Here is a 15389-nt window from a genome sequence, read left to right as displayed (position 1 = left end):
GCGCCGGGCAGGTGTGCGGGCCGTACCGGCGGGGCGAGATCCGGTGCGGACACCCTGACCAACTCACCCGTGGTACGGCGGTAGACCTGGTTGCCGGTCATCGAGGCGATGACGATCTCGTCGCCCTCTCCCAGCTTGGCCGGCCATTCGGCACCGTCGGCGGATACGTCCCCGACCCTTCCGCCCGCGATCGTGATCATGGAGCCGTGGAAGGAGCCCTCGCTGAGCCGGACGTTCTCCTCCGCGAGGCGCAGGCCGCCCAGGCGAGCGAAGGTCCAGGTGTGTACGGCCGGACCACCGGCCGCCGCCACCTCCTGGACCACGACCCGGTTGCTCACGTTCGCCACGGTGAACAGGCCCGAATCGGCACCGCTCCCCAGCAGCTTCGGAGCCTCGCCGCGAGGAGCCCGCAGAAGCAGCCCCTCGTGGCCGGGCACCTGGACGACCGTCCGCCCGTCGACCGCCGGGAGCGGCGCGGCGACGAGGTTCTCCTCCGACGCATGCACCGGCGCCTCGGCCACGGGCGCCTCGGCCGCAGGCACCTTGGCTGCGGGCACCTTGGCTGCGGGCACCGACTGCGGCTCGGGCTGCGGTACGTCCCGCAGGTCACGGATGACCGGCGGCCTGGGTGCCGGGGCCCTGAGGCTCTGCTGGACGTCGACCCCGAGTTCGGCCAGTCGCCGTTCGGCCGCCTGCATGCGGGCCGCCGCATCGACCTGACGCTGCCTCGGCGCCACCCGCGGGTCGGATGCGCTGGAGGAACTGGCACCGGTGCCCCTGGCCTCCTCCGCCGTACGGAGCACGGCGTTCAGCCGTTCCCATTCCGCGGCGGCGGCCGCACGCTCCTCCCACGCCTCGGATACAGCGGCCGCTCGCTCCTCCGGCGTCCGCGCCACGGCCCGCTCGTCGCGCACGGCGGCAGGCTGCTCGTCGCGCACGGCCTGCTTGCCGCGCCCGGCGGGAGACTGCTCGTCGGAGTACCGGGAAGCCGTCGGGGGCCGCGTCGCGGCATCGGGGCCGGTGGTGCCGGTCCGCCGCTCCGGAGACCGCCCGGTGCCGGAGCGGTGGTTCAGGGGCGGGGCGGGGTTGAGGAGGCCGACCGGGACGGCCGCGAGGTACTCGTCCCCGCGCTCGTACACCGTCACCGTGTTCGCACCGCGGACGGCAGCGGTGCCGAAGGTGTCGACCGTGCCGTCCTCGTGGACGAGGGTCAGATGAATCCCGTTGGCCCGCGCGGTCAGCTCGGCGGCCAGCAGTGCCGTGTCGCGGTCCCAGCGCCGGGCGGCGGTCAACTGCGCCCGGATCAGAGCCTCCTCCTGCGGGCGGGCGAGCGTCAGGGACGCGGGCAGCCGGCCTCCGCTCTGCCGGAACTCACGGAGCTGCTCCGGGGTGAGCGTCAGCCCGGCGGCCGTCAGCTCCTCCAGCCGGAACGTCGTCCGGGGGGCGAGCCGGGCGGTGACGGGCAGCGCCTCGGCCGGGCCGGGGACGGTCACGGTGGACTCGTCGGGAGCCTGCTCCCGGGCGGCCGCCAGCGCCGTCGTCACGGCCGCGTAGAAGCGGTTCCCGTCACCGGGGGGCTCCACCAGGTCGGAGACATACCCGTCGGGGTCGGTCAGTCGCCCGGGGTGGGTCGCCGCGTCGAACCGGGGCCGGCCCGCGTACGCGGCGTCGTCCAGACCCTCCCAGGTCCAGGGGCGGGAGGCGTGTGCGGGCAGGTCGCCCACGGGCGTGGGCGGCGAGGTCACCGCGGGCCGCGCGGCCCTGCCTGCGGTTCCTTCCGTCGCTGTCGGCTCCACGAGGCGGAAATGCCGGTCCGCCAGGTACAGCTCCACCCTCTGGGCGTCGGCCGCGGCCGGGGCATCGGGATCCGGCCCGTAGTCCTGGAAGGCACCGTCCGATCCGACGACCCGGATGACGACACCGAACCGCTGGGCGGCGAGCGACGCGAGCAGGTCGGCGGCGCCGTGGTCCCAGCCGGTCTCGTTGTCCGCGCGGGTCTCGCCGTCGGCGCCGGTCCCGGCGTCCGTGCCGGCCGGGCGGCGCAGCTGCGCGACGGCGATGGCGCGGCGCTGGGCTGCGGTCAGTGGCCGATGGCGCCGGCCGGGGGTGGGCTCCGGTCCGGCCGAGTGCGGGAGTACACCGAGGGCGTCGAACTCCCGCCGCTGCGGGGTGTCGGCCCCGAGGTCGACCCCGGCGGCGCGCAACTCGGCGTCGGTGAAGGTGTCCTTCGTGTCCGGGGCCGCGTAGGCGAGCAGTGGCGAGTCGTCCGGCAGCGCGGCCAGCCGGTCGGCGAACTCGCGGCGCAGGGTGTCCGCGTCACCGGCCGGGCGCAGGCTCGCGGCAAGCGCGTGGAAGAAGGAGCGGCCGTCCTGCGGCACGTCGACCAGGCGGTGCACCGTGCCGTCCTCGGGTGCGAGCAGCGCGGGCGAGCCGTCGGAGGTGACGGCGTCGGCGTAGCGCGGGCGTGGTGCGGCCTTGGGCTTCGCCTTGGCGGTGGCGGGGGTCAGTACCGGTTCGGGCACTCCGGCCCGGGTCCGGACCGCGTCCGGGTCGTCTCCGGTCCGCGGGTCGTCCGGCAGCCGGTGCCAGCGGGTCAGCCGGTCGGTCTCGGCCCGCACCTGGTGGAAGGCGGCGGCCGCGGCCTCCGCGGCGGTCTGCTGTTCGCCCACCTCCCGGACACGGGTGTCCAGAGCTTCCTGCGCCGCCCGGAAGGCCCGGACCGCGGTCGCCACGTTCCCGTCGGCGGCCTGCACCTGCTGGTCCACCGCGGCCCGCCGTGCGCCGGCCGCCTGCCTGGCCTCCTTGACGGTCTGGAACAGTTCGGCCTGCCGACGGTCCACCTCGCCCTGATCGAGTTCGGCGAGCCGCCTGTCCGCGATGTCCTGGGCCCGTCGCGCCAGGTCGATCTGCTCGTCGAGCGCGTCGAGTTGATCGCGTCCGAGCTCCGCCCGGCCGTCGTGCTCGGGTTGCGACGCGCTCAGTACTTCCCGCTCGGCGTCGAGCGCTTCCACCGTCGCCCGGGTGTTCTCGGCCGTGGTCCGGGCCTTGGCGAGCTGGTCCGACGGCGGGCGGTCGCGCCGGGCTTCGGCGGCCGTGACCGCGGCGACGAGTTCGGCGTGGGCGGCGATGTGTTCCTGCCGCGCGGCGGCGCGGAGCACATCGCGGTCGCGGCGCGCGACGGACCGGGCTGCGCCGGCCGCGTCGAGGGCGTCCTGCAGATCGGCGAGGCCGCGGCGCAGTTTCCAGTACTTCCCGTCGGCGTCGGACCACGCCTTGCCGGCGTCCTTCACCCGGTCCCAGGCCTTGGCGACCTGCGGAGGGAAGTTGGCGTCGGTGATCAGCCCGAGGTCGCGGGCGACGTCCTCGCGGACCCAGGCGATGGCTTGGCTCTCGGACTCGACGGCCTGCGGGCCGGGCCTGACCCCGCCGAAGGGGCCCATCAGGTGGTCCCGGACCCAGGTGGCGACCGAGCCGTCCTTGAACTGCCGGTTCACGTCGGCGACGCTCAGCCAGGTGACCGGGACGGCGAACGCGAACGCGCGGGCCGCCTTCGGCTTGACCCGGTCCTGCCGCACCCGTTCCTCGGTGTTCAACCGGCCGTCGGTCTCGATGGTGTCGGAGCCCGTGCCGCTCGCGCCGGGGCCGGTCAGACCGACCATGTCGGTCTTGACCGCCGGGAAGACGCCGAGCGACGAGTCCTGGGTACCGCCCTGGGAGGCGGTCACATTGGCGCTCTCCGTGTACCGGTCGGCCGCCTCCATCCGGACGTTGTCGGCCACCGTCAGCAACTCCGCGCCGGCGAAGTCCGGCCTGGAGTACATGGCCAGCGACCCGTCGGACCGGTCCGCGAACAGGTCCTCGGTCAGCCCGGCGACCTGATAGCCGTCGCTGCTCGCGCTGTCGTGGAAGAACGCGGAGAGCGCGCCCTTTCCGGTGCCGTCCTCCAGTGCCTGCGCGGAGCCGGTGCCCGGTGCGGTCAGGCCGTTGGCCGTCGCCTTGTCCAGTGCCCCGTCCAGCGCCGCGCCGGTCAGCGCTCCCCGGGTGCCGGACAGCGTGTTGTCGTAGGCCTTGGCCAGCGCGATGACGTTCGCCGCCTGGACCCGCTCCGCCCCGACCACCGTGCGTACCTGGAATCCCTCGGCCGGCATCGTGAACGGCCTGTCCGTGCCGTCGGGGTGCGGGGTGGCCCGCCACTCGGCGAGCTGCTCGGGCGTCGTGGGGATCTGGTCTCCGGTCAGCACGTTCACGCGGGGCGGCCCGGCGGCCGGCTCCGGCGCGGCCAACGGGTCGGGGTCGGCGTCCTGGGCGGTGGTCGCCGAGGTGTCCGGCCGCACGAGGCTGGTGGCCACCAGTTCGGTCAGCGTGCCGACGTCGCCCTCGGTGAGGACCTGCTGCTTCTTCTTCGCCTTCCGCTTCCTCCCGAGGCTCGACTCCGCCTTGTCGCCCTCGATCTCCATGCTGAGCTCGAGCCGGTACCGGGTGGCGAACTGGGCGTGCGGCTCATTGGTGTACGTCGACAGCAGCTTCGTGCGGGTGGCGGACCGGGACCCGGACGTCGTCTGCCGGTTGGAGCCCGTCTCCGCGTACGTGGGTCCCGCCGCGGTGACCGCCGGGTTGGAGGTGTGCACACCTTCGGTGTTGAGCACACCGATGTCGCGGCCCTTCGACGCGTCGAACGCCTCGCTGACGGTCTCGACCGCCAGCCGGTGGTCCTCCATCTCGATGCCCGGCCACAGCCCGGTGAACTCCTGACCGTTCGCGTCCGGAATCAGCCGCGCCCGCACCCGCACCGTCCGCGCGCCGATCCTGATCCGCTTCCAGCCGGGGCCACCGATCGTGGCCGGCGTCGAGGTCCCGATGCCCGTCATCTCGCGGCGGAGCGCGCGGACGACCCGGGCCGAGGCCAGCTGCCGGATGGCCTCCCGGCTCGCGTCGTCGATCCCCAGGTCACGGACCTTCTGGTCGAAGTCGTCCAGCACCCCGGTGGTGTCCAGGGAGTTCACCGGATAGGTGGCGAAGGGATTGTTCCGGAACCACTCCGGCTGCTTCCACCGGCTGATGTCGTACATCGGCACCGCGCCTGCCGCGTCCTTGATGACCTTCAGCAGGTGAGCGCTGCGCTCGGGAATGTGCCCGAGCCAGCCGCCGCTGACCTGCCACCGTTCCCCGGCCCAGTCGTGCACCCGGCTCGGCAGCAGGCGCGAGAGCGGCGCCAGCAGGCCGGCGGTACGCACCCCCGCGGCGACCTCGTGTTCCGCGTCGCCGGCGACCAGCACCTGGTGACCGGCGTCGACCCGGTTGATGTCCGAGGTGATGGTCCGGGAGACCTGATACGACTCCCCACGGGAGCGCCACCAGGGGCGAACCACCAGGCCGTAGCCGCCGGTGATGCCCGGGCCGGCCGAGTGGGAGTGGTTGTAGATCAGGGCGCCGCCGAAGGACTGTGTGAAGGACTTGGACTGGGACCCGGACGCCTGGGTGCTGCCGCCGACCGTCGCCTCGGTCCTGATCGCAGTGGGGCGGCCCAGGGCCCGCAGCGCCGTCACCCGCACCCGGTGCACCACGGTCCCCAGGTAGTTCAGGTACGGGCCCTTGCCGAACAGCCCTGTGGTGCGCGACCCCAGCGGGCCGGAAGACTGGTCGAAGTCAGCCGTCAGGAACTGCGCCCGCTCCGAGCGCACCGCCGCGTCGTGCGCGGGCGCGCCCTCCTCGGTGAGGTGCCACAGCCCTCCCGAGGCCTTCTTCAGGACCCTGTCCACGATGCCGGGCTCACCGCCCAGCGCCAGCACGGACACGGTGTGGTGGGGGTGCTGGCCGAGCGGCCCGGGCCCGCGGTCGGCGTCGCCGGCCGCGAGCGAGCCCTCCGCCAGCGCCTTGGCCTCGGCGGAGGTCATGGGCTCTCGCGTGATCCGGTCGGCGTCCGTGCCCGCGTACGGGTTGACGGCGCCCGCCGCGTGCGGGTTCCGGGCCGGCATGTGCTCCGAGGGGACGCTGAGCAGCACCCGGCCCCGCGTGGCGGGATCGGCGGCGGTGTCCCCGAGGACCTCGGTCTTGGCCTGGCTGAAGACGAAGGGCTGGGTGCCCAGGATGCCGAGCGAGGCGATGCCCCGGAGCAGGCTGCGGAAGCGCCAGTAGCCACCGGTGCTCGCGGTCAGCTTGAAGGCGTAGCTGTACAGGTGGGACGGCTTGTTGCTGACCGCCATCGGCTCGAACGTCGCGCTCGGGCCGTAGCCGGTCCCGTGCTGCGTCCGGCTGTCCGCCTGGTAACCCACCTGCCCGGTGCCACCGTGCGTGGGGGCGCCGACGTTGTCGACGGACTTGTCACGCACCGATGCCAGCACTTCGAACCCGGCGCCCGCACTCTGCGACATGCTCTGCTGCCCGGCGACGGAGGTGGCGCCCGGCGCGCTCTGCCGCATCTTGAGGTCGTTCTGGGTGCCCTCGTAGCGACGGCCGGTCAGTTCGGCGTCCAGCCAGATGTACCGGTAGCCGCGGGTGGCCCGGCCGGGCTCCACCAGACCGACCCGGATGCCGGTCGTGGTCATCGCCTCCAGGTTCCCGGCCATGCTGTGGTGGGACAGCGTGTTGATGACGGTCAGGGTGTTGGACAGCACCATCTGGTAGTGCGCGGCGTTCCGCCACGCGGACGGATCGCCGAGCTGGGCCAGTGGGGCGACCATCTCCGGGTACTTCTGGCCGACCACCTCCAGAACCTGGTCGATGAGGGTGTCGAGCAAGGTCCGCGCGGGTGCGGCGGACGTCTCGGTGAGCTCGATGCCGTCGGCGCCCTCCACCGCCGGGACGGCTGCCGCAGGTTGGCCGCTGTACCGGCCGTCGGCGAAGGTGAACTGTTCCACCCGGCTCATGCCGAGGGTGGGCGGGCGGTCCTCGGTGAGATACGCCGGGGCGAACGGCTCCGCGCCGCTCTGCACGCGCAGGGTCGTGCCGTCGTCCCATCCGGCCAGCCGGCGCGCCTCGGTGTGCGTCATCCGGTCCAGACTCCAGGTGACGAACGGTGTCGCCTGCGCGTCCCCGGTCTTGCGCACGTAGACGGTCTTCTCGACCAGGTACAGATCGGTGGCGGTGTCCTTCACCTGACCCACCGTCTTGAGCGCGCCGGAACCGCCCGTCGCCCGGGCGCGCCCCGAGGTGTGTCCGTAGCGTGCGCTCGGCCCGAACTGGAGGCGCAGTTTCACCGCGTCGGTGAGGCCGAACAGGCTCGGCAGGTTGAAGGTCGGACCCGCGACCGCGGCGAAGTCCTGATTGACCGACCGGGTCTCCCTGCGCTCGTTCCGAACCGTCAACTGACCGGTCTCACGCAGTTCCTGGAGGTCGGTCTCGGTGACGAACTTCGCCCGTCCCGGTATCACCCGGTCGATCACGAACGCGCCCAGCGGGGTGCGCTTCCTGTCGTCCGCCAGCAGCGGGACGCTGGTCACCCGGGAGTGGTTCAGCCGCCCGGCCAGCTGCTGGAAGCTGTCGGAGGAGAAGAGCGCGTCGAGCTCCTGGAAGGCGGAACTGCCGGGCTGGGCACCGATCCTGCTCGTCGCCCAGTCCCGGATCTCCCGGACCGGACCGAAGTCCTCGGTGTACACCATCCGGTAGTCGGACTCCGCGCTGAGCCGCATCGTCCTCGGTGTCCGGCCCGGCTGCGACTTGTCCGTGAGGCTGTCCGGCAGCCGCACCCCGAGACCGTCGCGCACTCCGAAGCCGAAGGCCTGGTCCGGCTGGGGCTGCTCGGCGGGCCTGCGCCGCCAGGGGGTGCCCAGGACGCCCTTGCGAGCGGCCCGCAGCGGCCCGTCGCTGACGGTCAGCTCGTAGTACACGTCGTCGAGATGCAGGTGGGAGGAGCCGGCGGAGCGGTTCTCGCTCTGGCTCACCACCTGTTGGCTCATCAGGTAGTCGAAGGCCCGCGTGTATCCGAACCGCGCGGAGATCCGGCCGAACCCGGCGAACAGCGCGCTCGGCGGTCCCACCGGCACGCCCGGAGCCAGCTGACGGGTGGTGGCGACCGTCTTGCCGGCCCCGGTGGTGACCTGGCTGCGGTTCAGGTTGTCGACCTTGGTGACCTTCCCCGCACCGTCGCCGAACCGCTCCCACTCCCCGTAGTTGCGCGTCCTGACGTGCAGCGTGCGGATCCGCCCCTCTGCGGTGCGGTACACGAAGTCACGCCCGTCGCCGGCGAACGTCCGCGGTGCGGTCGTCAGGGCTCGTCCCACCCGGCCGAGCAGGTCGTCGGTGCCGCTGCGGGACGGACGCCTTCCCTGCGGTCGCGCGTCCTGCGGCCGGGTCGCCGGATCCTGCCCGAGCAACCGCTCGATCTCCGCCGTGACCTGGTCGGCGCCGCGCAGCGTCACCTCGCTCTGGCCGAAGGCGACGGCGTCGTCGAGCACGGCCAGACGGTCGGGGTCGGTGAGCACATCCGGGTCGCCCTCGGCCATGAACGTCAGGAGGTTGAGGTAGTCCGGCATCCTGCTGCCGTCCTCGAACCGGTGGGGGCCCTGGTGGACGGGCGGTGCCAGCAGAGCCCCGTCCAGCCGGGCCGGCCGGTGCAGCTCCAGTTCCTCGTCGATCCGCGCACCGGGGAACCCGGGCCGCTGGACCGGCGGGGACGGGACGTCCTCGGCCGGCGGGGTGACGACGATGTCCGGGATCGCGGTCCGGGCCTGCACCGGCTCAGGCCCGCGCGGGGCACCGCCGGGTCCCATGCCCAGCTTCAGTTCCGCGAGGTCGGCGATCTCCTCGTCGGACTTCATGGCCATCACCGCGCGAACGATCACGTTCGTGGTCGACTGCGGGTCCTTCTTCCAGTACGACGGCAGCGCGGCGTACACCCGCGCCACCTTCGCGGCGCTCACGGGGCCCTTGGGCCAGTTCTGCCGCCGCAGTTCACTGTTCACGCCGGCCTTGAGCACGGCGAGCCTGAAGGCCGACAGGCCGTCGGCGAACGACGCCTGTTCGTTTTCCCCTTCCTGCTCCTGCTCCTGCTCCTGCTCCTGCTCCTGCTCCTGCTCCGAGGGCACCGGCTCCGTCGTGTTCCGGTACGTCTGCTCGAACGACCGGACGTGCTCCTCACGAATGCGTTGGAGCTCCTGACGGGCCCAACCGGCGACCGCCTCCGATGTCACGGTCACGGGTTCGATCCGCACGCCGGACAGGGCGTCGGCCAAGTCCTGGTGCGCGAGATGGCGGACGCGGGCCGCGTCCCGCAACGCGTCGAGCGCGGAGGTGAGTTCCGCCGTGGCCGGGATACGGGCGTCCGGCTGGGGACCTGCCGCGTACGCGACGAAGTCGTGGACGAGCGCCGCCTGCTGCGTCCGGTGCCAGAAGGCCAGCTCCTGCGACCAGTCGGAGTCCGCGCTCCGGCCCCGGGTCAGCTCGGCGGCCTGCCGGACCACGTCACCCATGGACTCGGCCCGGGTCAGGAGACCCGCCGCCACTCGCCGGACAGCCGCATCCAGGCGGCTCACCGTCTCCGCGGGGGTCCGGCCCTGGCCGGCGGCGAGCCACTCGGCGGTGTACTGCTCGCGCAGCTCCTGAAGCCGACTGCCGTACCAGGCACGCTGCTCCTGGGCCCACGACGGTCGCCCGCGCGTGAGGTCGACCCCGTCGGGGAGGGAGAGCGCCTTCCGGAACTGCTCGCGCGAGACCTCCTCGGCCCACCAGTCCCTGGACGCCTGCCGGTACTGCTGCCGGAACTGCTCCACCAGTTCCGGGGCCGGATCCTCCTCTGCGCTGGTGATCGCCGCGGCCATCGCCTGGCGGAAGTCCTCCCGGATCGACTGGGCCACACGTGAGCTGCCGAAGTAGGTGTCCGCCAGGCGCAGCTTCCCCGACGACAGGGCGACCTCGCGGTCGAAGACCTCGTACGCCTGTGCCGTGACCCGCGCCTGGCCGTACTCCTGCGCGAGCCTCGCGTCCAGCTCGGCGCGCAGCGCGTCGTGGTCGACGTCCGGCTGATGTGCCGCCTGCGTCCACCGGTCGGCGAACCACTCCCTGGTCTTCACCTGCTCCGCGTACGGGATGGTCTGCCGGAACGCCGGGGTGTCGGCAAGCCGCTGCTCGAACTCCTCGTACACCTGTGCGCGGAGTGCCGTCCCGGCACGTAGGTCCGCCAGCGCCCGGCCCGGGCCTTCCAACGGCAGCGACACGTCCTGCGTCCGCGCGTCGGGGGACTCGGTGCCCCGAGTGGCGGTCACGTCGGCCTGCTCGTGCGGTCGGTCGGATCGCTTGAACGGGGTCCGCTCGATCGTCAGCCGCGAGAGGTCGACCTTCCACTCGGGGTTCTGCCGCCACTGCCGGTGTTCCACGTCGAGTTGCGCGGCGTCGTCGTAGAGGGCCTGGATCCTCTCCTGCGCGGTGCGCACCGCCGTACCGCGGTCGTCCGGCGTCCGGGCCCCCGCCATCTCCTTCTCGAGGGAGTCCAGGACCTGCCGGCTGTCCTGCCGGAAGGTCTCGCGAACGCTCCGGGAGCCGATGGCCGACGCCTGCGTGTCGACCTGCCGGCGCACGTCGGACTCCGCCTCCAGCGAGGTGAATCTCTGCCGCAGCTGCGCCCGCCACGCCTCCTGTTCGGCGCGCCGGCGGGGCATCTCCACCTCGTGCACGAGATCGCGCCAGGCCTGACCGCGTGCCGTGCCGAAGACGTCGCCGCCCGCCCGCTCCGTGTGGAGCGCGGCTTCGACGTCGCGGCCGTGCGGGCCGTAGATCTCCTGGTGGGCCTGGGCGGAATCGCTCCGGAAGTCGTCGGCCACCTTGCCCAGGTCGTACCCGTTCAGCGCGTAGCGCCCGGAGACCGTTCCGGCCTCTTCGTCGACCTTGCTGGTCAGCTCGTTGAACCTGCGGCCTCCGGCGGCCAGCGCCTCGTCGAGGGCGCCCTCGTAGGCCAGCCGGTCACCCAGGGACCGGGTGTACGGGTCCAGGACCGCGTCGCCGAAGGCCGCTTCCCGTGCGTTCAGTTCCTCGGCGGACCACTGGCCCTCCTCGGGCATCCCGACATGTTCGCGGTAGGCGTCGGTGAGCGTCTTGTGCATGTCGTCCTGGACCCGCTTGGCCTGCGAGCCCAGCTCGGTCCCCTTCCGCACGCCGGCGGCCGCGTGGAGCCAGTCGTCCGCCTGCGTCAGCGCCTTCTCCAGGCCGGCGTGCAGGTCGTGCCGGGCGGCCATCTGCTGCATCAGCCGAATGTGCGCCTGACTCAGTTCGGCCGTGTACGTCGTCCAGTCCTCGGCGGACAGTTCCTCCGGCCTGCGGGAGCCGAGGATCCCGGTCAGCTCGTCATCGAAGGCCTTGCGGTGGTCGGCGAGCATCTTGTCGGCGACGTTCTGGGAGGCGACGTACCGATTCCCGCGCAGCTCATCGGCCTGCTCGCGCAGATCGCGCTCCGCTGCCTTCGCGTCGAGCCTGGCCGCCCAGCGGTCCTCCAGTTCACGCAGGGCCCGGTTGAACTGGTGGGCCGCGTCCGCGTACTCGGCGCTGGTCAGCTCGCGCACCGAACGGCCGTCGGAGAGTTCGCCGGTGGTCTGGGCGTACTCGTCGAGGAAGTCCTTGCGCACCGCGCCGATGTCGTCGGAAGACCGGTCCAGGCCTCTGGCGTCGGCCATGGCGTCGAAGCTGCGCGTGGCGTCCTCGGCCAGTGTCAGCCGGGTCTCCAGGCCGCGCACCATGGCGTCGAACCGCGGCTGGGCCCCGCTGACCAGCTCCGTCAGGAAGTCCCGGTGAACCAGGTGCCCGTCCAGGTCCAGCTGCCGGGTGATGTCGCGCAGCTCGGTGGTGAACTCGTCCAGGAAGTCGGTCCGGAAGTTCGCCTCGTCCCTCGCCGAGAACGGCCGCCGGTCGAACAGCGTCTCGGAGACGAACAAGTCGTCGGCGGGGCGGTCCGGATGGGTCAGAGCGCGGTCGAAGGCCTCCTCCGCCGCACCGCGCAGCTGACGCACCGCGGCCTCCAGCGCGAACTCCTGGGGAAGTCCCTCGTAGAGGCTCTGCTTCGCGGCCTCGCCCTGCCGGGCGCTGATGTCGCCCTGCTGGACGGCGTTCTCGATGTCCTCCATCCACGTTTCGAGCCGCTGCTTGACCTCCTCCCGCCACGGCCGCGGCTGACCGCTCTGGACCCTGTTCTCCTCGCGGATCATCTGGTCGGCCAATGTGCGTGCCGACAGGCCGTGTTCCAGGTTCCCGAGGTGGTCTTCCAGTTTGGCGGCCAGCGACTGCTCGAACGCGTCGGTGTTGCGGTCGGGTTCTCCCGCTCGGTGCTGCTCGTGGCGGGCCTCGTGGTAAGCACTGGCCACGGTGGAGACGAGGTCTTCCGGAACACCGAGTTTGCGGGCCCAGTCCTTCGGCCCTGAACTCTCGTCCGACGACCGCTGGATCGCCTCGACGAGCTCGGCGGGGGACGGACCCCGGTAGCTGTCGTCCAGCACCGACTCCAGTGCCTTGACGAGCTTGGCCTGCAGCGGGGAGTGCGACACGGCGCCGGTCTCGCTGTCCCTCCCGCCCCGCAGTTCCTCGGCCCGCTTCTCCGGATGTTCCTTCAGGTAGTCCCGGTGCTCCGCCACCGCCTTGCGGTAGGCGCCGGCCATCCCCTCGGCGTAGCGGTCCGGGACGCCCTCGTCCCTGACGACGGCCTCGATGTCACCGACCGCCTCGGACCTGACCGCGGGATAGTCGTGCGTCAGATCGCCGCGGACGTCCTCGAAGGCGTTCCACAGGCGCCGGTTGTGCTGCAGCCGCTGCTCGGCCCGTTCCGCCTCGTTCGCCAGCCTGCCTTCGTACGTCTCGTTCTGCCGGCGCTGCGATTCCTCGTACGCGGCGTTCTTCGCGTCCGACACGTCGTGCCGGTAGTCGTGGGAAACCTGCTCGTGCCCGAACTGCTCCCCGGTCCGGTCCCCGGACTGCGCGTGCGCCGGGTCGGTGCCGGTGGTGGCGGCGGCGGAGTCGTGTCGCGCCGTCTGATCGGCCGAGCCGTGGTCCCGGACCTGCCCCTGTGCCTCCCGCGCCGCCCTCGACGCGTCGCTCGCGTCGGTGGCCTTCGCAGCGGTGGGCCTGGACGTGCCGTCGGCGGACCTCCCGTCCGACGCCGTCCGCCCTGACCCGGCTTCCTCGGGCCTGGCGGCCGACCGCGCTTCCGCCGCGCCCCGCTGGGCGTGCGACCTCTCGCCGGGCACACCCGTCCGGGTCCCCCCGGCCCCGTCGGCCTCGGACGCGGCCCTGGCCGACGCTCCGTGCACCGTTGCGTCGGCCCGCACGATCCCCTCGGCCGCCTCCACGGGCGTGGTCCTGTCCTTCGCCGGCCCGGCGAGCGCGGCCGTGTCGCCGCCGTCACCCGACGCGGACCTGGCATCCGCCCGGCCCGCGGGCCGCACCTGCCGGCCGCCCAGACCGACGGCCGACTTCAGCGGCTCCCGTCCCGCGTTCGGAACCGTGCGTGTCCCCTCGGCGGCACCGGAGGCGCGCTGCCCCTGGTCCGCCCCCGAACGTACGGCGGTGTTCCCCAGGTTGGCCTGGCTGCCGATCCCCTTCGCCGCGGCGCTGCCGTCCGCCGTGCCGCGGGCACCCTGCTCTGCTGTCGCGGACCTGGCAGCCGTGCTTGCCGCCGCGTCCTGCGTGCCCGTACGGGCACCGCCCTCGACCTGCCCGACCGACGCCTCGCGCACCGGACCGGCCGGATGGACGACCTCCGGCTTCCCCGAGACGACGGACCGCACCGGAGCCACCGTCTCCTCCGCCCCCGCGGTACGCGCGCCCGTGCCGGGCGTGGCGGGATGGTCGTCGCCGACGGCCCGCAGCGCGCTCTGCGCCTGCCGCACCCCGGCGTCGACCGCCTTCCCCACGCCGGGTATCGCGTTGCCACCCGTGTCCTGCGCCTTCCCGCCGGCGGCGTCCGTCGCCGTGCTCGGCGTGTGGGGAGCCACCTCGTGCGGGGCGGCGGTGGCCGGCTGGGCATCCAGGTTCGTCCGCACCACGCGCTGCGCGCCGGAGGCGCCCACCGACTCCTGACCACCCGTCGGCTGTCCTGCCGTCGAGGCGTCCACGGTCCGCTGCGCGGCCTGTGCCGTCTTGGCCACACCGCTGAGGCCGGAGCCGACGTCGTGCAGGACGCTCTGGCCGGTGGAGCCGTCCGTCACGCCGCTCGTGATCGTGTTCGTGTTCCCGCCGCCCGTCTCGGTCTTCGGAGCCGGCTGTACGGGCTGGGTGGCGCCGTCGGTGACCGTCTTGACCGCCGAGGAACCGCCGGGCGAGGTGCCGGCCTCCACCGGGGTCACCTTGTTCGGTGCGGCCGTCCCGTCGCCGGCGCTCGGGCCGTCGGGGGCACCGGCCGTCGTCACCCTGGTCGGCGTCGGCGCCGGTGTCGTGTCCACCGACGTGCGCACCGTGGTGCCCGTGAGCGTCCGGGTCACGGCCGAGTTGACCTCGACGTCCGAGGACAGCGTCAGGTCGGACTTGGTGAGGCCCTTGGAGGAGTCGGCGATCGTCCCGCTGACGGAGGAGACGGAGGTGACCGAGGACGGCAGGGTCAGGCCCGTACCGCTGCCGGTGCCCGTCGACGAGTTGCCGACCGAGGTGCCCACGTCGCCGGTGCCGACGTTCACGTCGCCGACGTTCAAGTCGGCCTTCAGGATGTCCAGCTTCTCCCTGCCCACATTGACCAGGCCCTTGGCGGCGGAGGCCACGGCGACGCCGATCCCGCCCCACAACACCAGGTCCGAGATGAAGCCGGGGATCTGCTCCAGTGAGGTGGGGACGGGGATGAGCTGCTGAGCGGTGGTCTGCAGACCGGCGGCGGCGTTGCCCGCCGCCACCGAAGCCGCGTTGACGCCCATGAACTCGATGCCGAACCGGGCGACGTTCCCGGTGACGCCGGCCATCGTCACCACCCAGTCGGGCAGGGTGTTGCCGACTGCGGTGACAGCGCCGCCGACGAACTCGCCGACGCGAGTCCCCACACTCAGCAGCCAGGAGGCCGCGGTCGCCACCCACCCGCCGACGTTCGCGAGGAGTTCGAGCCCAGCGCCGAGGAGGCCGAGGAGTTCCGGTGCCACGAACAGGAGTGCGCCCAGAAAGACACCGACGAGGCCCGCGATCAGCTCCGACAGTGCCTGCTTCGCGAGAGTCTTCTCCTGCTCGGTCCGGAGCATGGCGTAATAGTTGATCATCTCGCCGGTGTCCCAGAACTCCTCGATGATTTCCATCACCGCTTCGCGTTGGTCCGCGAACGCCTGGGTCATGTACATCTCGGCATCGCCCTGCCATGCCCCGAGGTTCAGATCGAACTCGGCGCTGGTCATCCTGGCGGCCTGCTCGTCCAGGTAATCGCCGAAGTCGATGAGCGCGTTGCCGAGTTCGTAAACCGGATTGGGGTCCCAGTCCTTGTTGGGCGAAAACGAGTCAGACAT

The 15389-nt window shown here is 72.7% G+C and carries 1 protein-coding gene (cut by a window edge); it reads right to left on the bottom strand.

What is annotated here, in order from left to right; all coding sequences use genetic code 11:
• Window positions 1-15389: the 5' portion of a lonely Cys domain-containing protein gene (locus ACWDGI_RS36350; RefSeq protein WP_450766546.1), read on the bottom strand. The gene continues 12013 nt to the left of window position 1, outside the view; 15389 of the gene's 27402 nt are visible here — the first part of the coding sequence; it begins with the start codon at window positions 15387-15389; the stop codon falls past the left edge of the window.

The organism is Streptomyces sp. NPDC001220 (assembly GCF_053597895.1).
The sequence above is the reverse complement of the archived record's forward strand: the minus strand, read 5'-3'. Positions and strand labels throughout refer to the sequence as shown.